Raw genomic sequence first — 22,469 nt, 5'->3', positions numbered from 1 at the left:
GCCAATCCACCTTCTCCCACAAGGGGAGAAGGGAAGACGCAGCCTTAAATTAAGCCCGACATATCGGAGAATGCCATGGCCTTGCGCAGCACATCGGCAAAGCGCTCGCCGGCCGCCTCGCGCAGGCCGCTATTGTCGATCGAGGTGACGCCTGGCCCGGACAACGCGACATTGGCGCTGCGCGCCAGGCGCGCCAGCACTTCGCCGCGCGACTCGCGGCCGCGCATCGCCAGTCGCTCGGCCAGGATTTCCGGCGATGCGGTGATCTCGACGACAGCCAGATTGGCATAGCGATCGCGCAGCGCCGGGATGATGGTGCGGGAGACATTGGCGATGGCGACGCGGCCATTGGCGACCGACCAGTCGACTTCAGCCGGGATGCCGTAACGCAGGCCATGCGCCTCCCACGAGATGGCAAAGGCGCCGTCCGCTTGGGCCTCGACAAAGGCCGCGTCGGCGAGCGTATCGTGATCCTCGCTGGTCGTGTCGCTCGGCCGGGTGATGACCCGGCGCACGAACTCCAGCCGGGTCTCGTCGGCAAACAGTGCCCGCGCATAGCCAATCACTGTATCCTTGCCGGCGCCGCTCGGGCCGACAACGGCGACGAAGACGCCGTCGCGGATCGGAAACGCAGCGGCGGACAATTCACGCTCGATCGACGCCGACACCATCACGCGACCCGCCGTCCCTGCCGCCACACCGTGCGGATCACCGGGACGTGATCGTCGAGACGGACGCGAACCAGGTCGGCCCGCCGGCCCTGCTCGATGACGCCACGGTCGGCGAGGCCGACCGCCTCGGCCGGGTTCTTCGAAACCATGGCCACCGCCTGAGGCAGGGAAATGCCGCCGACTACGTCGCCGAGGAAAAAGGCCGACTGGATCAGGCTGAAGGGAATGTAGTCGGACGACAATATATCGAGCAAGCCTTCGCCGGCGAGCGTGCGGGCCGAAACATTACCCGAATGCGAAGCACCGCGCATGACGTTCGGCGCGCCCATCAGCACCCCGAGCCCTGCCTCCTTCGAAGCTTTTGCGGCCTCCTTTGTGGTCGGGAACTCGGCGACGCGGACACCCTGTTCGATCGCCTCGTCGACATGGCCTGCCGTGGCGTCGTCATGGCTGGCCAGCACGATGCCGCGCTGATGGCAGGCGGCAGCGATGAAGGCGCGGTTCGGCCCCGAATTCGTCGCCGACTCCGCCATCCGCTTCTCGCAAAATTGCTGGAATTCGCGATCCGTCAGCTTCAGCTTGCGCTGGTAGTAGTAGGCATAGGTTTCCAAGTCGACGAACTGGCGCTGTCCCGGCGCATGGTCCATCAGCGACGCCAGCTTGATCCTGTCATCGCCATCGAAGTGGGCGAAGGCGGCGAGGCAATCCGGCGCCGAAACCTCGCAGCGCAGATGGATGAAATGGTCGGCCCGCAGCCGGTCCTGCTGGACGCTGTCCTCGATCGCATCGGCCAGCTTGCGCATGTCGGCCGAATTCATGTCGGCGTCGTCGTCCATGCCGACGCGCAGGGCGTCGAGCACGGTGGTGATGCCAGCGGTCGCCACCTGCGCGTCATGGGCGAGAACGGCGGCGATCGGGTTCCAGCGCACCTTCGGCCGCGGCGCGTAGTGGCCCTCGAGGTGGTCGGTATGAAGCTCGACCAGCCCGGGAATGATGAAATCGCCGCCCATGTCTTCGCCGGTCCGGCCGGCGCCGGCATCGATCCCGGCGATCAAGCCGTCGCGCAGCACGATCGAGCCTTCGACGATCTCGTCGGCAAGCACGATGCGGGCATTGTTGAGAACGGTCTCGGCGGTCATTTCAGGCAATCCTTGGAGCATTTTTGCAGCCAATTGAAACCAATTGGCTCGCAAAAAGGCGGTTAAAACAAATAGTCATCTCAGGCAGTTCTTCTGGCCGGGCGGCGCCCGAGCGCGTGATGGGAAAGCACCATGAACGGGGCGCCAGGTTCAGTTTCGACAAACAGGGTCAGTGCGTCCACCGGCACCGGCCGTTGCAGAACCTGGGCAAACAGGCTGTCGATTGCTGCGCGAAGACGAGGGCTTTCCTGTGACGAGGCACGGCCGGATAGCGTCATATGGAACCGGAAGGTCTCAAAGACATAGGGGTAGCCCCACTGGCAGAGATTGCGGAATTCATCCGGCTTCAGCGAATCGGGGCTGCGCCGTTCGATCTCAGCCTCGCTCAGCGGCGCGCGAAAACGGTCGAAGTCGCGCACAACGTCGTCGGCGAAGCGGTTGAGCGCCGGCAGCGGTCCTTCCGGCACCAGGGCGAAGAAGCCGTCGATCTGGCTGACGACCAACCGCGGGATCGTCACCACCGGCGTCGTCTCGGCGAAATCGTCGAGTGCCGCGCGAAGCGCGGCTTCCGTTTCGTTCGAAGCCAGCCGGAAGGGCGCCTTCAGCGTCGCATGAAAACCGTAGCGGCGCGCCGAAGCGGTGTGGAAGGCGACTTCCGCCGCCGACAGCTCGCCCACCGCCTCGACCGGCCTCGTGGCGGCGCCGAACGGGTCGCGGCCGAGCCAATTGGCGGCGATCCGCGCCAGCGGTTCGTCCTGCCGGGGGGTGAAATAGATGGCGTAGCGCATCGAAAGTCCTCGTCAACTCCCGCTGCCATAGGCGATTTGCATGACGAAATGACGAAGCTGATGATCGCTCCTGATAACAAAGTTGTTCAGGCGGGTCATTAGCCGACGATTTTTTCGCCTTGGGCCAGTTGCCGACCGCAAGGGTGCGCGATCAGGCCTTCATCAGCCATTCGTGCTCGGGCGCGTTGTGAAATTTCCACGTCCGCTTCGGCCCCGCCATGACGTTGAGGTAGTAGAGGTCATAGCCATGGCAGGCGGCGCAAGGATGATAGCCCTTGGGCACCAGCACGACATCGCCGTCCTCGATCGCCATCGTCTCATCGAGCGAACGAGCGCCTGTCCGGTCGGCATCGGTGTAGACGCGCTGAAAGGCGAAGCCTTGCGGTGGGTTGAGGCGGTGGTAGTAGGTCTCCTCGAGATAGGACTCGGCCGGCAGATTGTCCTGGTCATGCTTGTGCGGCGGATAGCTCGAGGTGTGGCCGCCCGGCGTGATGACCTCGACCACCAGCAATGAGTCGGCCGGCTTGCCCTCCGGCAGGATGTTGGTGACATAGCGCGTGTTGGTGCCCTTGCCGCGAACCTCCTGGCCGAGATCCTTCGGCGCAATGACGCGGACCGGCACGCCGCCGCCAAGCCCTGGCGCCGAGCAGACCGCGAGTTCGAGATCGGTGTCGGCGGTCACCGACCAGTCAGAGCCTTGCGGCACATAGACCGACCACGGCTTGCCTTCGAAGGGCGACATGCGTTCGCCGAGCAGGCCGAGATCCTTGCCGCCGGCCGTCGCCTTGCCCTTGCCGGTGACGAACACCAGGCAGACTTCACGGTTCGCGGTTTGCCCGGAGGCTGTTCCGCCTGGCCGCAATCGATGCAGATCGAAACCGACATAGGTCCAGCCGGCGTTTTGCGGCGTCACATGGGCGACGCGGCCATGGCCCTTATCGGCCTTAACCAGCAGTTTCGACATCGCGCTTCATTCCTTTGGTTCGGTATCGGCCGAAGCCTTGCCGCCGTCGGCCGGCTTATAGAGATAGAAGAACTGCCAGACGGCATAGCCGGCGAAGCCGAGCGCGATCATGCCCCAGAACGGCGCGCCGGTGGCAAACTCGACCACGGCCCAGCCCAGGCAGACCGCGACGATGGCAACGCGCCGCCACAAGGGCCGGAAGAACGGATGCTCGGAGTCCTTCATCGGATCAGCCCTTCGCCGGGAATACTGCATTCAAGCATTGGGGAAGCCCTGCGTTTCAACGGTGTAGCCGGCAGCCGTCATCACCCGCATCAACTCCTTGTAGCCGACTTGCGCCATCTTGAGCGGCGGATTCGTCTTCGGGTCCTGCTCGGCCTCGACGACGAACCAGCCTTCATAGCCGTAGTTCGCCAGCCTTTCCACAATGGCGCCAAAATCCAGCGAGCCGTCTCCCGGCACCGTGAAGGCGCCGAGCGCCACAGCGTCGAGGAAGGATTGCTTCTGGCGGTCGAGTTTCTGGATAACCTCCATGCGTACGTCCTTCACATGCACATGGTTGATGCGCCGGTGATGATTGTCGATGGCGCGCAGCACGTCGCCGCCGGCAAAGGCCAAGTGACCGGCGTCGAGCAGCAAGGGAATGCCTTCTCCCGAGTAGCGCATGAAGGCGTCGAGTTCGGGCTCGGTCTCGACGACCGCCGCCATGTGATGGTGATAGGAGAGCGGCATGCCTTGCTCGGCGCACCATTCGCCGAACTGCGTGAGGCGCCTCGCATAGGCTTTCATCTGGTCGTCCGAAAGCCTGGGCTTGGTGGCGAGCGGCTTCGAGCGATCACCCTGGATGGAGCGGCCGACCTCGCCATAAACGATGCAAGGCGCGTTCACGGCCTTGAACAGATCGATCATCGGCTGGATGCGGTCCTTGTTCTTCGCCATGTCTTCGTCGACCAGCGTCCCGGAGAACCAGCCGCCGCAGAGCGTGACGTCGGCCTCTTTCAGAATGGGCAGCATGATTTTCGGGTCACTGGGAAAACGGCGGCCCATTTCCATGCCGGTGAAGCCTGCCGAGCGCGACTGGCGTAAGCACTCCTCCAGCGACACGTCATCGCTGAGCTCCACAAGATCGTCGTTCCACCATGCAATGGGGGACATACCCAGTTTGGCTTTCAAGTCGTCACTCCAATGTCAGTTCGTGTCCACCCTCCCCGTGGGGAGGGTCGCTGCGAAGCAGCGGGGTGGCGGTGCGGCGCCGGACCCCCACCCGGACCTTCGGTCCGACCTCCCCACAAGGGGGAGATAGGGGCTTGGCAGCGCCCGACATCAATCTCCAATCTTCTGCATCTGCCGCTTTTCATCATAGGCTCTGCGCGCCGCATTCACTTGCGGCCGTGTCGAGACTTCCGGCACGGCGACATCCCACCAGCTTCCACCGGCTTCGGTCGAAACCAGCGGATCGGTATCGATGACCAGCACGGTGGTCCTTGTATTCTTCTTCGCTTGCGCCAGCGCCGTTTCCAGCCCGGCGATCGACGAAACCTTCTCGGCGATGGCACCCAGGCTTGCCGCATGCGCGGCAAAGTCGATATCAGGCACAATCTCGTGGCGTGCGTCCTTCAGCAGATTGTTGAAGTTGGCGCCGCCGGTCGCCATCTGCAGCCGGTTGATGCAGCCATAGCCTCTGTTATCGAGCAGCACGATGGTCAGCTTGAGGCCGAGCATGACCGAGGTCGCGATCTCGGAATTGAGCATCAGATAGGAGCCGTCGCCGATCATCACGACGACCTCCTCGTCGGGCTTGGCCATCTTGACGCCGAGCCCGCCAGCGATCTCGTAGCCCATGGTCGAGAAGCCGTATTCGGCGTGGTAGGAGCCGGGCGCGCCCGCCTGCCAGAGCTTGTGCAACTCGCCGGGCAGGCCGCCAGCAGCATGAAGCAATATCACGTCGGAGCCCACGGCGCGCTGCACGGCGCCAATCACTTGCGCATCCGACGGGTAGGCAGCATTGGTCGACGCCGTTACCTTGCCGGCTTCGGCTTGCCAGTTCTTCTTGCCCCTGGCCGCATCGTCGGTCCAGGCAGCCGGCGCCTTCCAGCCGTTCAGCGCCGCGCCAAGCTCGGCGAGCCCCTCCGCCGCATCGGTGACCAGCGGCAGCGCCTGGTGCTTTCCCGCATCGAGAGACTGCGTATTCAGTCCGATAATGGTCTTGCCGGAATTCTTGAACAGCGCCCACGAGCCGGTCGTGAAATCCTGCAATCTGGTGCCGACGGCAAGCACGACATCGGCTTCTTCAGCCAGCCGGTTGGCAGCCGAAGTTCCGGTGACGCCGACCGCCGCCATGTTGAGCGGATGATCGTCCGGCAGCGAGGATTTACCGCCTTGCGTCTCGCAGACCGGAATGCCGGCGCCTTGCACCAGCTTCGCCAATTCACCGGAAGCCTGCGAATAAAGCACGCCGCCGCCGGCAATCACCAATGGCTTTTTCGCGCCCTTCAGTGCTGCCACTGCGGCCGCCAGCTCCTGGCGGTCCGGACGCGGTCGGCGCTGGGTCCAGACCCGTTCGGCAAAGAAGCTCTCGGGGTAATCATAGGCCTCGGCCTGCACGTCCTGGCAGAGCGCCAGCGTCACCGGTCCGCATTCGGCCGGATCGGTCAGCACCTGCATGGCGCGATTGAGCGCCGGGATGATCTGCTCGGGCCGGGTGATGCGGTCGAAATAGCGCGACACGGGCTTAAAGCAGTCGTTGACCGTCGCCGTGCCGTCGGAGAAATCCTCGGCCTGCTGCAGGACAGGGTCGGGGATGCGATTGGCGAAGACGTCGCCGGGCAGAAACAGGACAGGCAACCTGTTTACATGCGCAAGTGCTGCCGCCGTCACCATGTTGAGCGCGCCGGGGCCGATCGAACTTGTCGTGGCCATGAAGCGGCGACGGAAATTGGCCTTGGCGTAGGCGATCGCCGCATGCGCCATCGCCTGTTCGTTGTGGGCGCGGAAGGTCGGCAATTCGTCACGCACCTGGTAGAGCGCCTCGCCGACACCGGCGACATTGCCATGGCCGAAGATCGCCCAGACGCCGCCGAAGATCGGCATTTTTTTGCCGTCGATCTCGGTCATCTGGCGGGCAAGAAAGCGGGTCAGCGCCTGCGCCATCGTCAGGCGGATTGTCTTGGTCATGTTGTCTTCCTCCGCAGTCCTAATGCCGCGCCTTCTTATGCTGCTTTGCGGCCGCGCGCGGCAAGCCATGCCTCGGTTAGTCTCTCGAAGCGCGACGCCATGTCGGTCACTGCCTCGTCGTCCGACATCTTGCCCGCAAGCCACTGTTCGGCCGCGTTGATGAAGATGGTGCGTCCGACGGCGAAGCCCTTGACGATGGGCGCTTTGGCGGTGGCGGCGAAGGCCGCTTCCAGCTCGTCCTGCGGCGCTTCGAGGCCGAGCAGCACAACCCCACGGCACCACGGATCGTTCTTCAGGATCACCGCCTCGATCTTTGCCCAAGCCCCGGCCGAAGCCTGCGGTTCGAGCTTCCACCAGTCGGGCTTGATATCGAGCGCATAGAGTTCCTCAAGCGCGCGCGGGATCGTCGTGTCGTCGAGCTTGCCGTGCTTGCCGGCGATGATCTCGATGAGAAGTTCTCTTCCCATTTTCCGCGCGGCCTCGAACAGGCTTTTGAGCTTCTGCTGCTGCTCGGTCTTCAGCGGCTCCGGGTCGTCGGGGTGATAGAAGCACAGGCACTTGATGCAATGGTCGACCGGCCACTCGATCAATTGCGAGCCGATGTCCTGCGAGAATTCGAAACGAAGCGGCCGCGATCCCGGCAGCTCGACCGGCCGGCCGAGCCAGGCGAAGGAATGGCGGGCAAATTCGAACATTGCCTCGCGGCCGTATTTCTCGTCGAGCAGCATGCCGTAGCCGGCTCGGCCGGCGGCCACCCTTGCCGCCGCCTTGACCGTCAGCACCTTGAAATCATGGATGCGCGACGGATCGGCGCCGGCTTTCGCGGCGACATCGTCAAGCTGGATACGGTGGTCGCAGGCCAGCGCCATCAGCGAGGGAATGTCGCGCCGGCGCGTCGTCGCCCAATGGATATGGTTGATCGCCTCGTCCTTGCGCAACGCCAGGTGCCTGCTGCCGTTCTTCAGGAAGAATTGCAATTCCTCGAAGGTCGGATATTCCGGCGCACAGAGCAGCCGCGACACGGCGAAGGCACCGCAGGCATTGGCCCAGGTCGCCGCCGTCTCAAGGCTTTCGCCGCCGAGCCAGCCGCGCAGGAAGCCCGACATGAAGGCATCGCCGGCGCCGAGCACATTGTAGACCTCGATCGGAAAACCCTTGCCGACAATGCCGTCTTCGAGGTCGTCGCTGATCGGCCCGTCATAGACGATGCAGCCCATGGCGCCGCGCTTCAAGACGATCGTGGCGTTGGACAGCGAGCGGATCGTCTTCAACGCGCTGAGGCAATCGTCAGTGCCGGAGGCGATCATGATCTCTTCTTCGGTGCCGACGATGAGATCGCAGTCGGGCAGCACCGTCTTCAGCTGCGCGGAGACCCGGTCGGATTTCACATAGCGCTCGAACCCTTCGGCATGGCCGGCAAGGCCCCAGAGATTGGGGCGGTAGTCGATGTCGAACACCACCTTGCCGCCCTTGGCCTTGATGGCGCGGATCGCCTTGCGCTGCGCGGCGTCGCTGTTGGGCCGCGAAAAATGCGTCCCGGTGACGACGATGGCGCGTGCCGAAGCGATGAACGCCTCATCTATGTCTTCCTCCGCCAGCGCCATGTCGGCGCAGTCGCTGCGATAGAAGATCATCGGCGAGACGCCTTCGTCCTCGACCGACAGCAGCACAAGCGCGGTCAGCCGGTCCGGGTCGGTCCTGAGGCCGTCGACGGAAACCCCTTCGCGCGTCAGCTGCTCGCGGATGAAGCGGCCCATCTGCTCGTCGCCGACGCGGGTGAGCAGCGCCGAGCGCAGACCGAGCCTCGCCGTGCCGACCGAAATGTTGGCCGGACAGCCGCCGACCGACTTGGCAAAGGAGGTGATATCCTCCAGGCGCGAGCCGATCTGCTGGCCGTAGAGGTCAACGGAGGCGCGGCCAATGGTGATGATGTCGAGCGGCGCAAGTTTCGCGTCCATGGCTTCGCCCATTCGAACCTCCCATCAGCCTTGTTGTCTTGGGGTACACGCGCGAGCGGCAGCGTGGCGCCGGCAATATGAAATAATAATTCCAATCCATAGTCAATATGGAACGCGCATTCCTTTGCTGAAAAGTAGCCTGTCAGGCCTTGCGCTTGCGGCCGGCATCGCGGCGCTTCTCGCCAACCGCAACGGTCAGCGCCATGGCCAGCGCCATTGTCGCCGACAGCGAGCGGAAGCCGGCGAAATCGGCCTCGGCGACCTCGAACCAGACCTTGGCGAACTGGGCGAGCGGCGAAAAGGAACTGTCTGTGATCGCCACGATCGGAACGCCTTGCTCGGAAATGACGCGCGCGTCCTCGATGGCCGCCGGGGCATAGGGTGAGAAACTGATGGCGATGACGGCATCCCTGGGCGAGGCAAAGCTGATCATCTCGGCGTTGAGGCCGGCGGCCGATTCGATCAGCTGGTTGCGGATCTTGAGCTTGCCGAGCGCATAGGCGATGTAGGAGGCGACCGGATACGAGCGGCGCTTGGCCAGCACATAGATGGTCTCCGCCTTTGCCAGCAAGGCGATCGCATCTTCGAAATGGTCTTCGTTCAACCTGCCTGAAATATCGTTGAGCGAGGTGCTGGCCGCAGCGACGAAGCCGTCGAAGATCGCCCGGTGACCGGCGCCTTCCTCGGCCTTGGCGCGCAATGCCGCCAGCCTTTCGTCATAAGACGAATTGCGCTCACGCAGGCGCTCGCGAAACACCAGCTGCAGACTGGTGAAGCCGTCAAAGCCGAGCTGCTGGGCGAAGCGGATCAAGGTCGAAGGCTGGACGCCGGCGGAGGCGGCGATGCTGGCGGCCGTGCCGAAGGCAATGTCGTCAGGATTGTCGAGCGCATAGGCGGCGATCTGCGCGATACGCTTGGGCAGGCTATGGCGCCGTTCCAGGATCGTCGTCCGCAGCGTCTCGAAATCGCGGGGCACCCGTTCGTCCATCGTCGCTCCGCCTAGGCTCATCAGTCGATGCCGTGTGTGCCCCATCATAGCGAGCCTGTGCAAGAAGGCCATAAAAAATGAGGCATGCGTTCCATTTCTGGATAAAATGGACTAATTCATCCACGCAAATCTTGCTGACAGCGGAGACAAGGGAAATGGTCGGAGTCGGTCTTATCGGCACAGGCTTCATGGGCAAGTGTCACGCCATCGCCTGGAACGCGGTCGGCACCGTCTTTCCCGACGTGGCCAAGCCAAGGCTGGTCCATCTCGGCGAGGTCAATAAGGATCTTGCCAAACGTCGTGCCAGCGAATTCGGCTTCGCCAAGGCCTCCGGCGACTGGCGTGCCGTCGTCGATGATCCGGATGTCGATATCGTCTCGCTGACCACGCCCAACCAGTTCCATCCGGAAATGGCCATCGCCATCCTCGAAGCCGGCAAGCATCTGTGGTGCGAAAAACCGATGGCGCCGAGTTTTGCGGAGGCGCAAGCCATGGCGGCGGCGGCGCAAAAGGCCGGCAAGGTGGCCGCTCTCGGCTACAACTACATCCAGAATCCTGCGATCCGCCATATCGGTGCGCTGCTCGACGAGAAGATCATCGGCGAGGTAAATCACCTGCGTATCGAGATGGACGAGGACTTCATGGCCGATCCGGAGGCGCCGTTCTTCTGGAAACACGAGGCGGCGTCCGGTTACGGCGCGCTCGACGATTTCGCCGTACATCCGCTGTCGCTGGTCGCCGTGCTGTTCGGCCGCGTCGCCCGCGTCATGTGCGACATGGCAAAACCCTATGCCGATCGGCAGGTCGCCTCGGGCGGGCGCCGCGAGGTCGAGACCTACGACATCGCCAGCGTGCTGATGCATCTCGAAAACGGCATTGCCGGCACGCTGCTGGTCAATCGTTCGGCCTGGGGCCGCAAGGGCCGGATCGCCATCCAGATCTTCGGCTCGAAGGGCTCGATCCTGTACGATCAGGAGCGGATGAACGAGTTCCAGCTCTACCTCACATCAGACCGGCCGACCGAGCAAGGCTATCGCACCATCCTGGTGGCGCCGCATCACAAGCCCTACGATGCCTTCCTGCCGGCGCCCGGCCACGGTCTCGGCTTCAACGACCTCAAGATCATCGAATGCCGGGAACTTTTGACGCGGCTGGCCGGCAAGCCGGCGCGGATCATCGATTTCGACGAAGGACTTGAGATCGAGCGCACCGTGCATGCCATGGCGCGCTCGTTCGAGGAGCAGCGCTGGGTGGATGTGAGGTAACGCTGGCGTTGGCTCCCCTTCTCCCCTTGTGGGAGAAGGTGGCCGAGCGAAGCTCGGTCGGATGAGGGGTGTTGGACGGATCGTGACTTGAAGTCGTAAGGGCTTCAATTCATCTGATATTTCAGCGCATCGTGTCTTCCAGCACCCCTCATCCGTCTCGGCGCTACGCGCCGATCCACCGTCTCCCACAAGGGGAGAAGGTGAAAGCTTCAGGCGGCTCCCGGACGGCTGTCGATCATGGCGCGTCGCGCTGACCGGCGCCGCTCGACGGCGTCGGCAAGACCGTGCAGCACCGTCTCGGTGGTTGTCCAGTCGATGCAGCCATCGGTGATGCTCTGGCCATGGACGAGCGGCTTGCCGGGCGTGACGTCCTGGCGGCCGGCGATGAGGTGGCTCTCGATCATGACGCCGATGATGCGCTCGTCGCCTGCCGCGACCTGATCCGCCACGTCGGCCGCCACCATCGGCTGGTTCTCCGGCCGCTTGTTGCTGTTGGCGTGGCTGACATCGATCATCAACCGTGGCGGGATGCCGGCGCGGCCGAGTTCCTTGCAGGCAGCCGCGACGCTCGTTGCGTCGTAATTCGGCACAATGCCGCCGCGCAGGATGACGTGGCAGTCCTCGTTGCCGGTGGTCGTCGCGATGGCGCTGCGTCCGCCCTTCGTCACCGCCATAAAATGATGCGGCTGGGCGGCGGATTTCACCGCCTCGGCGGCGATCCGCAGGCTGCCGTCGGTGCCATTCTTGAAGCCGACCGGGCAGGACAAGCCGGATGCGAGTTCGCGATGGATCTGGCTCTCGGTCGTACGCGCGCCGATCGCGCCCCAGGCGACGAGGTCGGCAATGTATTGCGGGGTGGCCATGTCGAGGAATTCAGTCGCCGCCGGAAGGCCGAGATTGTTGACGGCGGAGAGCACGTTGCGGGCCAGCCTCAGTCCTTTGTCGATGTTGAAGCTGCCGTCCAGGTCGGGATCGTTGATCAGGCCCTTCCAGCCGACCGTCGTGCGCGGCTTCTCGAAATACACGCGCATCACGATCTCCAGCCGGTCCGACAGGCTCTCGCGCAGAGCCGCCAGACGGCTGGCGTAGTCTACGGCGGCGGCCGGGTCGTGGATCGAACAGGGGCCGACGACGACAACAAGTCGATCGTCGGTCCCCGTCAGGATGGAATGGATGGCGTTGCGTGACGTGGCAACGGTGCGCGTCGCCGTCAGCGTGCGCGGTATCTCCCGCATCACCTGGTCCGGCGTACTCAATTCCCTTATTTCCTTGACCCGAAGATCGTCGGTGGTGGTCAACACGGCTTTCTGCTCCTGGTTGGGAGACCTGCCGGCTGAAACAAAAAAAGCCGCCAGGTCTGGCGGCTGTTCGGATTTTGATGCTGCAATCTTCAGATCGAGCGCAATCCTCCCGCCGCCAGCGAGCTGCCGTAGCTAAAGTACCAGAACGAGGCGGTCAGGTGGATCATGCGGCTCATATAGTCGAAGCCGAAGCACTTGTCACTACTCGCCGATCACCCCGGCGATGTTCTGATCGTAGTCGACCAGTGAGCCGGTCATGACGCCGGACTGGGGGCTGATCATATAGGTGATCAGCCTGGCAAGCTGCGCCGGCTTCACCAACTGGCCCATCGGCTGCGCGGCCTCGGCCTTTTCCAGCCAATCGTCGGGCGCATCGTGCCACTTCTTCTGCACGATCGCCTCGCCTTCCGTATCCATCCAGCCCGGCAGCACGGCATTGCAGCGGATGCGGTGCTTTCGATAGGAACTGGCGACATTCTTGGTCAGCGTCATCAGCGCGCCCTTGCTGGTCGAATAGGGAGTCAGGAAGGACTGACCGGCATGCGCCGACATCGACAGCACGTTGACGATCGAACCCGGCGCGTTGCGCTCCAGCAGGTGCGCGACGAGACCCTGCATCAGGAAGAAGGGGCCGCGCACATTGGTGTCGAAGATTTGGTCGAAAAGCTCCTCCGACGTCTCGACCAGCGAGCCGCGCGCCGAAGTGGCGGCGGCATTGACCAGCGCGTTGACGGTGCCGAAATGAGTGATCGCCGTTTCGACGGCCCGCTTGCAGTCGGCCACCTCTGAGACATCGGCGCTGATGAAGATGGCGTCGACGCCGCTTTTCCCAAGTACGGCGACCGCTTTGTCGCCTTTCTCCTTGGAACGGCCGACCAGCGCCAGGGCGCGACAGCCCTCGTCGGCCAGCGCCTCGGCGACGGCGAAGCCGATGCCTTGCGCGCCGCCGGTGACGATGGCGCGTGTTTCGGAATTGCGACCGGCTGAACCGTTCATCGCCTTGCTCCTGTGCCTGGTGTTGCTCAGTTGGTTTTGTCGAGGCGGACGGTCTTGCCTTCTTTGGCCGATTTCAGCGCCGCGTCCGCCAGCCTCAGCGCGACGAGCCCGTCCTTGCCGCTCGGCGCCGCCTTCTTGCCTGACGTCGCCGCCGCGATGAAGGCGGCGACTTCGTTGGCGTAGGCGTCGAGATAGCGGGTCATGAAGAAGTCGTGCAGCGGCGGGCGCGTATAGCCCTTCTCATTAGCCAGTTCGATCGACACCGGCCGCTGGTTCTCGGCCGCAACCATGCCTTTCGAGCCATGCACCTCAATGCGCTGGTCGTAGCCATAAGTGGCGCGCCGCGAATTTGAGATGATGCACTGCTTGCCGGAGGCGGTTTCGAGGATGACGCTGACACTGTCGAAATCGCCGGCCTCGCCGATTTGTCTGTCGACCAGCACCGAGGCATGGGCGCTGACCGCCACCGGCTCCTCGCCGAGCATGAAGCGCGCCATGTCGAAATCATGAATGGTCATGTCGCGGAAGATGCCGCCCGAGCGGCCGATATAGTCGAGCGGCGGCGGGCCGGGATCGCGCGACGTGATGGTCACCATCTCGACGGTGCCGATGGCGCCGTCGTCGATCGCCTTGCGCACGGCGGCGAAATGCGGATCGAAGCGGCGGTTGAAGCCGACCATCAAAGTGGCGCCGGCCTTGTCGACCACGGCCAGGCATTCTTCCACTCTGCCGGCGTCGAGGTCGATCGGCTTCTCGCAGAAGATCGCCTTGCCGGCCTTGGCGAACCGCTCAATCAGATCGGCATGGGTGTCGGTCGGCGTGCAGATGATGACCGCATCAATATCCCCGGCTTTTTCGATGGCCTCGATAGTGCGTACTTCCGCGCCATAGGCCGACGCCAGCTCCGTCGCCGCCTTCTCGAAGGCATCGGCAACTGCGACCAGTCTGGCCTGCGGATTGGAACCGACGGCACGGGCGTGGACCTTGCCGATGCGGCCTGCACCGAGAAGAGCGAAGCGGAGAGACATGGGATTTCCTTTTAGGATTGTTCGAAATGGAAGTGCGTCTTTACTGCACCGTTCACGGCAAGGCGCAGTAGATTTTCTTATTGCGGTTGCTCGGCGACGGGCCGATGACCCGCCGCGCCGGCATTCGCCTTAAGCCGCAAGTTCTGCCTCCCCGGTCTTGGCGCCGGTGATGTATGAGACGACGTCGTTGCCATCGGTGTCCCGCTTGCGCAGATTGGCGACGATGCGGCCGCGTCGGAAGACGACGATGCGGTCGACCAGATCAAACACCTGGCGCATGTTGTGACTGATCAGGATCAGCGGCTCGCCATTGGCTTTCAGCGTGCGGATGATGTTTTCGACCTGCAGCGTCTCCTGCACGCCAAGTGCTGCCGTCGGCTCGTCCATGATGATGAGCTTGGACGCAAAAGTCGCGGTTCTGGCGATTGCCACGCACTGGCGCTGGCCGCCCGACATGTGGCGGATGGTGTTGGAAAGGTTGGGAATCTTGACCGCCGTGCGGATCAGCGCTGCCTCGGTCGCCTTACGCATGAACTTGCGATCGAGGATCGAGAAAGGCCCGAGATTGAAAAGCACCTTTTCGCGGCCGAGAAACAGGTTCGACGGCACGTCGAGATCGTCGGCGAGCGCAAGGTTCTGGAACACTGTTTCGATGCCCGCCTCGCGCGCTGCGATCGGGCCGGCGAAGTTCACTTCCTTGCCGTCGAACCAGACCTTGCCGCTGGTGCGCTGCTCGACGGCCGTGATCTGGCGCACGAAGGTCGATTTGCCGGCGCCGTTGTCGCCCATGATGGCGACATGCTCGCCCTTGCGCAGTTCGAAGTTCGCGCCTTCGAGCGCATGCACGCCGCCATAGTATTTGGTCAGGTTTTCGGTCTTCAGGACGATGTCTGACATGGTCAAGCCCTCATTGCCCGCAGGCGCTGGCGCCACTGGTCGAGAACGACTGCGCCGATGATGATCACACCCTTGACCATCTCCTGGTAGTAGGCGTCGAGGCGCAGGAAGGTGAAGCCGGAGATGATGACGCCGAAGATCAGCGCACCGATCACCGTTCCGATGATCGAGCCTCGGCCGCCAGACAGCGATACGCCGCCGATGACCGCCATGGCGATCGCGTCCAGTTCGTACATCACGCCCATGCCGGCCTGAGCGGTGAGGTTCTTGGAGCTCAGCACCACGGCGGCGAGCGAGGCGAGGATGCCGGCAATGACGAAGACGAGGATCTTGTGGTTCTGGACATTTATGCCGGACATGCGGGCGGCGTCCTCGTTGGAGCCGATGGCATAACAGTGCTTGCCGTACCTGGTGTACGACAGGATCAGCTGGAACAAAATCGCCAGCGATATGAAGATGATGACCGGCATCAGCCCCTTGCCGATGGCGGCGAAACTTTCGGTGGGAAACGAGATCGGCTGCCCCTTGGACCACCATTTGGCGACGCCGCGCGCGGTGACCATCATGCCGAGGGTGGCGATGAACGGCGGAATGCGGGTGTAGGCGACCAGCGTGCCGTTGATCAGGCCCGCCAGCAGGCCGCAGCCGATCGCGACGAGCACCGGCACGATCACCGGCAGGTCCGTCCAGCCCTGCTCGATGAACATCGCCTTGGGGTTAGGGTTGCCGTTGACCGTCGCCACCTGGGCGAAGCTCATCGCGATCATCGCCGTGGCGCCGACGACCGAACCAGAGGAAAGATCGATGCCGCCGGAAATGATCACCTGCGTCACGCCGATGGCGATGATGCCGACGATCGACACCTGCAGGATGATGATCTGCAGGCGCGCCTCGTTGAAGATCGTATCGACATTGGCGCGGGTGTTGAACAGGAAGCTGTCGCCAAGAAAGACGCGGCCTATCAGCTCGAAGGCGCCGACCAGGATGATGAGCGCCAGGAAAACGTTGAATTCGGCAGGCCATGTGCGCTTCTTCGCATCATAGCTGAGTCCGCCGACGCCATGGGTTGTCTGTGCCAAACTTTGATTCCTCCATCAGCCGCAGTCGCCCTCCCGCCGCCTGTCTACGGCGATGAGCGGAAAGAGGAGCGGCGCTGCTTTTTTTGTTCTTCGAACATCGGACTTCCCAAAACCGGTCCGATGCTCTGCCGCCGCTCCCTATCGAAAAAACGGTCCTCTGCCTCAGTTCTTCTGCAGGAACTTGTCGATGTTTGCCGGCGTGACCAGCTGGAACGGGATGTAGACCTTCTGTTCAACCGCCTCGCCGTTGGAAAGCTTGAGTGCCGCGTCCAGCGCCCCGGCACCCTGGCCGGCCGCATCCTGGAACACGGTGACGTCGAGGTCGCCCGCCTGCATCGCGGCAAGCGCGTCCTGAGTGGCGTCCACGCCGCCGACGACAACCGACTTCATGTCGATGTTGGCAGCCTTCATCGCCTGGATCGCACCGATGGCGCTTTCGTCATTGTTGGCGATGACGCCATCGAACTGCGTGCCGGTCGACAGCCAGTTGGTCATCAGGTTCTGCGCTTCCTCGCGTTTCCAGTTCGACGTCTGCTTGTCGATGATCTTGATGAAGCTGCATTCCGGAGTGGCGATTACATCGTCAATGTCCTTGGTGCGCTGCACCGCGGCCTGGTTCGACAGCTCGCCCATGATCACGTAGACATTGGCTTCGGTCTTGCCGGCTTCCTTGAACAGGCGGCAGACTTCCTGGGTTTCGAGAGTGCCTGACTCGACCTCGTTCGAGGCGACGAAGGCCTGGTTGTCGGGCAGCGTGTCGACATTGACCGGCTCGCGGTTGACATAGACCAGCGGAACATTGGCCGCAGCCGCGGCGTCAGACATTGCCTGGGTGGCCGAGGTGTCGACCGGATTGACGATGATTGCGTCGACGCCCGAGGCGACGAAGTTCTTGATCTGGTCGAGCTGCTTGGCGACGTCGTTCTGCGCGTCCTCGACCTGCAGCTCCACGCCGTCCATGCCCTTGGCCTGCTCGATCATGCCGTTGCGCAGCACGGTAAGAAAATTGTCGTCGAACAGCGCCATCGACACGCCGATTTTGGCAGCGAGGGCGGACGAGCTCATCAGCGCCAGGAATGCGGCGCCCAACAGCAGTTTCTTCATTGCATTTCTCCTCCCAGAATTGGTGTCCGGCTGCACCGATCTACCCGGAATCCCCGATCGCCCAGGGAATCTCTCCCGATTGCCACTCCGTTCCCGATGGCGATTTCCGCGTTGGCTGGAACGCCAAGCCCTCCGTTGAAACAGATGTTCCGGAACGAAAGAACCAAAATACCTATCTGGTGAAATATTTATTCCATTCCGCCTGCGGGCGTCAAGGAGATTCCGAAAGCGGATGGCGGATTTTCAACGCGGCTGAGGGCCGGCAAATCTTCTGCAAGAATCCATCAGGCTGATGGTTCACATCATTGCCGATGCATCGTGGTGCCCGATCTGAACCTGGATCCATTGGCTGAGCCCAGATGATTTGCCCGTATCTAGATGTTTTCCGGCAGATAGATGTCGAAGGGCAGGAAGGTCTGGCCCGGCGCGTTGGCAGCGCCTGCCTCGATGGCGTGCGCCATCAGATCGACAAGCTCGCGGCATAGTGCTGCCAGCGGCGTCGAAATCACCATGGTCAGGATGTTGTCGGCGAGCGCCGCGCGCGACTCGGCGTTGATCTCATTGCAAACGACCACCGGCATATTTTCGGGCCTCGCTGCCCTGAGCGCGGAAACCGCGCCTTCCATACCGCCGCCGGCGACGTAGCAGCCGGCAAGATCCGCATACCGCGCCAGAAGATCGATCATCGCATCATGGGTCACCTGGTTGGCTTCCAGGTTGACCAGCGTCTCCATCACCGTGAATTCCGGCGCATGCTCGCGGAAAAATGATCTGAAGCCGATCTCGCGTAGCTCATGGCCATGGAAGCGATGGCTGCCGACAAAAAGCGCTACCTTGCCAGGCTTCCTCGCCGCCCTGGCGATCATCCAGGCCGCGGTACGACCGACCTTGCGGTTGTCGAGGCCGACATAGCCCTCGCGGATGCCGGCGGCAAAGTCGGATAGCAGGGAGAAGACGGGTTGCCCCCTTGCCTTCAGGGTCTCGACGGCTGCCGTCAGCGTCGGATGGTCCGGACCGACAAGGGCGACCGCCCTGGATTTCGCCGCCAGCTTGCGCATCTGGGCGGCGATCTCGTCGGGGGCCAGAGAACTGGCGAAATCGATGGTTGCGACGCCGCGGAAGCGCTGCGATTGCGACACCGCCAGTTCGAGTTCCCGCGCGAAATCACTGTAGAAAACATCATTGCCCCTCAGCAGCAGAAAGCCGAGCCGATATTCCGGCAGTTCCTGGCGCATCCGCTGCTTGATCAGCCCGGCGGCGTGGTAGCCGATGCTGGTGGCGGCCTCATAGACGCGGCGCGCGGTTTCCTCGCGCACCGGCAGGCGGTTGTTCAGCACCCGGTCGACGGTGGCGACGCTGACGCCGGAGGTGCGCGCCAGATCGGTGATGGTCGGCCGTTTTGCCATGGCTGTCTCTCCGCTTCCAAATCAGCTTACATCATTCTGATGGGAAATGATAGAAACCATCTTTGTGATATTGAGCCTATCATGGCTTGGCGTTACTTCTAAGCTTCGAGGCCTGCGACCACGGCCTGGTCATCGACCGGGCGGATTGCAGGACGCTGGTGGAGGCACTCTCATGGACGCAATGTTGGACGCAGCACCGTCCCGGCGTGATTACAGCATACTCGGCCGCGACGCGAAGCTCGCCGTCGAGACCGGGCTGGCGGCGGCTGAATGGTATCATACCGACGTACCCCGCAAGCAGATGAAGGAGCTGATGCAACGCTCTGACGGGCCGGCGATCCGCGACACCATCATCTGGCTTGGCGCCCTGATCCTGAGCGGCGCGGGCGGCGCCTGGTTCTGGGGCACGTGGTGGTGCGTCCCGTTCTTCTTCGTCTATGGCGTCCTTTACGGCTCTTCCACCGATTCACGCTGGCACGAATGCGGTCACGGCACCGCGTTCAGGACGCAGTGGATGAATGACGTGATCTATCAGATCGCCTGCTTCATGATCATGCGCAACCCGGTGACCTGGCGCTGGAGCCACACGCGGCACCACACCGATACGATCATTGTCGGCCGCGATCCGGAGATCGCGGTGATGCGCCCACCGGACCTGTTGCGCGTCGTGCTCAATTTCTTCGGCATTGTCGATGCCTGGCATGCCATGAGCGACATGGTGCGCAATGCGGCCGGCATCATCAGCCCGGCGGAAAAGACCTTCATCCCCGAGCAGGAGCAGCCAAAGGCGATCCGCATTGCCCGCATCTGGACGACGATCTATGCCGCGACCATCGCGCTGGCGCTTTATAGCGGGTCGTTCCTGCCCTTGATGCTGGTCAGTCTGCCCCGGCTTTACGGCGCCTGGCATCATGTCATGACCGGCCTGCTGCAGCATGGCGGCCTTGCCGAAAATGTCATCGACCATCGTCTCAACAGCCGCACCGTCTACATGAACCCGATCAGCCGCTTCATCTACTGGAACATGAACTACCATGTGGAGCACCACATGTTCCCGATGGTGCCTTATCACGCGCTGCCCAGGCTGCACGAGCTGATCAAGCACGATCTGCCGGCGCCGACGCCGTCGATCCTTGCCGGCTATCGCGAGATGGTCCCGGCCTTCCTGCGCCAGCTGCGCAATGACGACTATTTCCTCAAGCGCGCGCTGCCGCCGACTGCGAAGCCTTATCGCGAGGAATTCCACAACGACAACGATGCTGTCGCGGCAGCAGCGGAATGATATGCGCCCATGCCAGGCAACATGCCGGGCAAAGTGACCAAGCAAAAACCGCCGGGAGGACTGATGAGCGACTGGGTCGAGGCCTGTGATGCCGGAGACATCGACGAAGAGGACGTGATGCGGTTCGACCATGACGGCCGCACCTTCGCCATCTATCGCAGCCCCGACGACGAATATTTCGCGACGGATGGTCTTTGCACACATGAGAAGGTGCATCTGGCCGACGGGCTGGTGATGGACGACATCATCGAATGCCCGAAGCACAATGGCCGCTTCAACTACAAGACCGGGGCCGCCAGGGGCGCGCCGGTCTGCGTCAATCTCAGGACTTATCGGGTCAAGGTCGACGCCGGCAAAATCCTCATTCAGATCGGGTGACGGTGATGACGAAGGGGATGGTCATCATCGGTGCCGGCGAATGCGGTGGACGGGCTGCCTTGGCGCTGCGCGATCTCGGCTATGACGGGCCGGTGACGCTGGTCGGCGACGAGCCGCATCTGCCCTATGAGCGGCCGCCGCTGTCGAAAGACGCGATGGCCAGCGATGCGCCCTCAATCAAGGCGATCGCCAGCGATGAGATCTTGTCCGAAAGATCGATCAGGCATATCCATTCGGTTCAGGCGATGGCGATCGACCGCGCGGCGCACGTCGTGCACCTGTCGGACGGTTCGGTCCTGCCTTACGACAAACTCTTGCTGGCGACCGGCTCAACCCCGCGTAAGCTGCCGATGCCGGGGCTTGGCGCGCGCTGCGTCTACCTCCGGACCTTCAACGACGCGTTGGCCATTCGCGCGCATCTCAGCGCAGGAAACCGCATCGCCATCGTCGGCGGCGGCTTCATCGGTCTTGAGCTCGCCGCCGCGGCACGCAGGCTGGGGGCCACGGTTACCGTCATCGAGGCGCAGCCGCGGATCCTGATGCGCGGCGTGCCGGCCGAGATCGCCAAAATCATCCAAGAGGCGCATGAAGCCGAAGGCGTCAAGATCCTGTGCGGCGACGGCATCGCGGCGATCGCCGACGACGGCGCCGAGGTGCGCATCGCGCTTGCCGGCGGACAGGAAATCCTCGCCGACCTGGCAGTGATCGGCATCGGCGCTGTGCCGGTGACCGGACTTGCCGCCGAAGCGGGGCTGACGATCGACAACGGCATAGCAGCCGATGCCGAGCTTCGTACCAGCGATCCGGACATTTTCGCCGCCGGCGATTGCTGCTCGTTTCCGCTTGCCATCTATGGCGGCAGGCGCGTGCGGCTGGAGGCCTGGCGCAACGCGCAGGAGCAGGGCGCGCTTGCGGCCAGGAACATGCTTGGCGCCGGTGAGGCCCACGCGGCGGTGCCATGGTTCTGGTCGGATCAGTACGGCCTGAGCTTGCAGATATCAGGCCTGTCGGACGAGGGCAGCAAGGTCGTGCGCCGCGACCTCGACGATGGCGCCTTCATCCTGTTCCATTTGGCGCAGGACGGCAGGCTGGTCGCTGCGAGCGGCATCGGCCCAGGCAATTCAGTGGCCCGCGACATAAGGTTGGCCGAGATGCTGATCGCAAAAAGGGCAAAACCGGCGCCTGAGGCGCTCGGTTCGCAAACAGTCAAGCTGAAGTCGCTGCTGGCGGCGTGAGCCGCCGCGGATTCCCGGAGCTACTGGAAGAATGACGGAACGCGCCCGGACGAAGGCACGCTCTGGTCTTTGTCAGGCAATCAGCAGGCCTCCATCCACCACCAGAATCCCACCTGTCGCATTGCGAAGATAATCGCATCTGCCAAATCTTCCGGCTGTCCAAAGCGGCGAGCGGGCAGCGAGGTTTCAGCCCACTTGGCACTTTGCTCACGGCGTGCGCTTTTTATAGGCGTATCCACGAGCCCTGCCATGACCACGGTCACGCGAACGGGTGAAAGCTCCCTGGCAAGCGCCTTGCCGAAACCCGGAATGGAAGCACCTTCAGCGGCAAGAAGGGAGGACCCATAGCGGGAGGACGGACCGCCGCCGCGCCGCACATCATCACGATCGAGCCAGTGGGCTAAAGGCGATGCGCTGCGGCCTGCACGACTGTGAAGTAACCTCGCATCTTGTCGCAGCTGCGTTCGACATCCTCTTCCGTCAGATCGGCGAGCGGCTTTGCCCGCGCCAGTTCGTCGGCGACTGCAGTGAGGACCAGATGGTCAATTGTGTCGTAATCGGCAAGGGCATTGGCGACGCCAACCGCATCGCGCATATCGGCTGCATGAAGCCGCACATGTCCCGGCATGCCTTCTGACGCGCGTTGGAGCTTCTCCATGGAGCGGGACATAATAACGACCTCTGCGCCGCGGGCCGCCACCTCCCAAGCGACGGCATGCCCGATTCCCGAGCTCGCGCCGACGACAACCACCCTCTGTCCGTCCAGGTCACGCTCCATGTTGATGTCCAGCTACCGGCTCTTGAAAAGAGTGGAAT

General features: G+C 63.0%; 22 protein-coding genes. 5 read left to right on the top strand and 17 right to left on the bottom strand.

Features of this window, described 5'->3' with window-relative positions:
• Positions 1–44 precede the first annotated feature (44 nt).
• From phnN to EN807_RS02780, 9 genes are all read right to left on the bottom strand, one after another.
• Positions 45–674, bottom strand: coding sequence for a phosphonate metabolism protein/1,5-bisphosphokinase (PRPP-forming) PhnN (gene phnN, locus EN807_RS02820; RefSeq protein WP_189522329.1), 630 nt, complete (start codon positions 672–674; stop codon positions 45–47).
• Complete coding sequence (locus tag EN807_RS02815) at positions 671–1,810, bottom strand: alpha-D-ribose 1-methylphosphonate 5-triphosphate diphosphatase (protein ID WP_135933805.1); 1,140 nt, start codon at positions 1,808–1,810, stop codon at positions 671–673. The genes phnN and EN807_RS02815 overlap by 4 nt, the downstream gene beginning before the upstream one ends.
• Before the next feature lie 80 nt (positions 1,811–1,890).
• On the bottom strand, positions 1,891–2,598 hold the full coding sequence (locus tag EN807_RS02810) for a DUF1045 domain-containing protein (RefSeq protein WP_135933804.1): 708 nt from the start codon (positions 2,596–2,598) through the stop codon (positions 1,891–1,893).
• Positions 2,599–2,749: 151 nt separating this feature from the next.
• Positions 2,750–3,562 carry a 5-deoxy-glucuronate isomerase gene (gene iolB / locus EN807_RS02805; RefSeq protein WP_135933803.1) on the bottom strand — a complete coding sequence of 271 codons (813 nt, stop codon included), beginning with the start codon at positions 3,560–3,562 and terminating at the stop codon, positions 2,750–2,752.
• A gap of 6 nt (positions 3,563–3,568) precedes the next feature.
• Positions 3,569–3,787 carry a DUF3329 domain-containing protein gene (locus EN807_RS02800; protein WP_029347375.1) on the bottom strand — a complete coding sequence of 73 codons (219 nt, stop codon included), beginning with the start codon at positions 3,785–3,787 and terminating at the stop codon, positions 3,569–3,571.
• Positions 3,788–3,817: 30 nt separating this feature from the next.
• Positions 3,818–4,735, bottom strand: coding sequence for a myo-inosose-2 dehydratase (gene iolE, locus EN807_RS02795; RefSeq protein ID WP_135933802.1), 918 nt, complete (start codon positions 4,733–4,735; stop codon positions 3,818–3,820).
• Between the two features lie 150 nt (positions 4,736–4,885).
• Positions 4,886–6,736 (bottom strand): 3D-(3,5/4)-trihydroxycyclohexane-1,2-dione acylhydrolase (decyclizing), encoded by a 1,851-nt coding sequence (iolD, locus tag EN807_RS02790; protein WP_135933801.1) that lies wholly within the window; start codon positions 6,734–6,736, stop codon positions 4,886–4,888.
• 35 nt (positions 6,737–6,771) lie between these two features.
• Positions 6,772–8,706 (bottom strand): 5-dehydro-2-deoxygluconokinase, encoded by a 1,935-nt coding sequence (gene iolC, locus EN807_RS02785; protein WP_135933800.1) that lies wholly within the window; start codon positions 8,704–8,706, stop codon positions 6,772–6,774.
• Between the two features lie 130 nt (positions 8,707–8,836).
• Positions 8,837–9,682, bottom strand: a complete 846-nt coding sequence (locus EN807_RS02780; protein ID WP_189522328.1) for a MurR/RpiR family transcriptional regulator — start codon at positions 9,680–9,682, stop codon at positions 8,837–8,839.
• Positions 9,683–9,837: 155 nt separating this feature from the next.
• Here EN807_RS02780 and EN807_RS02775 point away from each other — a divergent pair, with 155 nt between their 5' ends.
• A complete protein-coding gene (locus EN807_RS02775; RefSeq protein WP_135933798.1) occupies positions 9,838–10,947 on the top strand; it encodes a Gfo/Idh/MocA family oxidoreductase in 1,110 nt (369 codons plus the stop codon).
• A gap of 209 nt (positions 10,948–11,156) precedes the next feature.
• Here the strand turns inward: EN807_RS02775 and EN807_RS02770 are convergent, their stop codons facing one another.
• From EN807_RS02770 to EN807_RS02745, 6 genes are all read right to left on the bottom strand, one after another.
• The gene (locus EN807_RS02770) at positions 11,157–12,248 is read right to left on the bottom strand and encodes a 3-deoxy-7-phosphoheptulonate synthase (protein ID WP_135933797.1); all 1,092 of its coding nucleotides are present in this window, start codon (positions 12,246–12,248) and stop codon (positions 11,157–11,159) included.
• A 201-nt stretch (positions 12,249–12,449) separates the two neighbouring features.
• Positions 12,450–13,244, bottom strand: coding sequence for an SDR family oxidoreductase (locus tag EN807_RS02765; protein WP_127314598.1), 795 nt, complete (start codon positions 13,242–13,244; stop codon positions 12,450–12,452).
• 26 nt (positions 13,245–13,270) lie between these two features.
• Positions 13,271–14,272 (bottom strand): inositol 2-dehydrogenase, encoded by a 1,002-nt coding sequence (iolG, locus tag EN807_RS02760; RefSeq protein WP_135933796.1) that lies wholly within the window; start codon positions 14,270–14,272, stop codon positions 13,271–13,273.
• Positions 14,273–14,401: 129 nt separating this feature from the next.
• Positions 14,402–15,169 (bottom strand): ATP-binding cassette domain-containing protein, encoded by a 768-nt coding sequence (locus tag EN807_RS02755; RefSeq protein WP_135933795.1) that lies wholly within the window; start codon positions 15,167–15,169, stop codon positions 14,402–14,404.
• 2 nt (positions 15,170–15,171) lie between these two features.
• The gene (locus tag EN807_RS02750; RefSeq protein WP_065011676.1) at positions 15,172–16,248 is read right to left on the bottom strand and encodes an ABC transporter permease; all 1,077 of its coding nucleotides are present in this window, start codon (positions 16,246–16,248) and stop codon (positions 15,172–15,174) included.
• A gap of 162 nt (positions 16,249–16,410) precedes the next feature.
• Positions 16,411–17,352, bottom strand: a complete 942-nt coding sequence (locus EN807_RS02745) for a sugar ABC transporter substrate-binding protein (protein WP_135933794.1) — start codon at positions 17,350–17,352, stop codon at positions 16,411–16,413.
• On the opposite strand from EN807_RS02745, the gene EN807_RS02740 reads away from it, so the two are divergent.
• A complete protein-coding gene (locus EN807_RS02740) occupies positions 17,352–17,645 on the top strand; it encodes a hypothetical protein (protein ID WP_135933793.1) in 294 nt (97 codons plus the stop codon). The genes EN807_RS02745 and EN807_RS02740 overlap by 1 nt on opposite strands.
• A gap of 81 nt (positions 17,646–17,726) precedes the next feature.
• Here the strand turns inward: EN807_RS02740 and EN807_RS02735 are convergent, their stop codons facing one another.
• Positions 17,727–18,758 carry a LacI family DNA-binding transcriptional regulator gene (locus tag EN807_RS02735; RefSeq protein WP_135933792.1) on the bottom strand — a complete coding sequence of 344 codons (1,032 nt, stop codon included), beginning with the start codon at positions 18,756–18,758 and terminating at the stop codon, positions 17,727–17,729.
• 172 nt (positions 18,759–18,930) lie between these two features.
• On the opposite strand from EN807_RS02735, the gene EN807_RS02730 reads away from it, so the two are divergent.
• From EN807_RS02730 to EN807_RS02720, 3 genes are all read left to right on the top strand, one after another.
• Entirely contained in the window at positions 18,931–20,040 is a 1,110-nt protein-coding gene (locus EN807_RS02730) for a fatty acid desaturase family protein (protein ID WP_189522327.1), read from the top strand.
• 63 nt (positions 20,041–20,103) lie between these two features.
• On the top strand, positions 20,104–20,418 hold the full coding sequence (locus EN807_RS02725) for a MocE family 2Fe-2S type ferredoxin (protein ID WP_135933791.1): 315 nt from the start codon (positions 20,104–20,106) through the stop codon (positions 20,416–20,418).
• A gap of 5 nt (positions 20,419–20,423) precedes the next feature.
• Positions 20,424–21,653, top strand: coding sequence for an FAD-dependent oxidoreductase (locus tag EN807_RS02720; RefSeq protein WP_135933790.1), 1,230 nt, complete (start codon positions 20,424–20,426; stop codon positions 21,651–21,653).
• Positions 21,654–22,053: 400 nt separating this feature from the next.
• On the opposite strand, the gene EN807_RS37355 is transcribed toward EN807_RS02720, so the two are convergent.
• The gene (locus tag EN807_RS37355) at positions 22,054–22,431 is read right to left on the bottom strand and encodes an SDR family NAD(P)-dependent oxidoreductase (RefSeq protein ID WP_135933789.1); all 378 of its coding nucleotides are present in this window, start codon (positions 22,429–22,431) and stop codon (positions 22,054–22,056) included.
• Positions 22,432–22,469 lie beyond the last annotated feature (38 nt).

It is taken from the genome of Mesorhizobium sp. M5C.F.Ca.ET.164.01.1.1, assembly GCF_004792125.1.
GTDB classification, from domain to species: Bacteria; Pseudomonadota; Alphaproteobacteria; order Rhizobiales; family Rhizobiaceae; genus Mesorhizobium; species Mesorhizobium wenxiniae.
The sequence above is the reverse complement of the archived record's forward strand: the minus strand, read 5'-3'. Positions and strand labels throughout refer to the sequence as shown.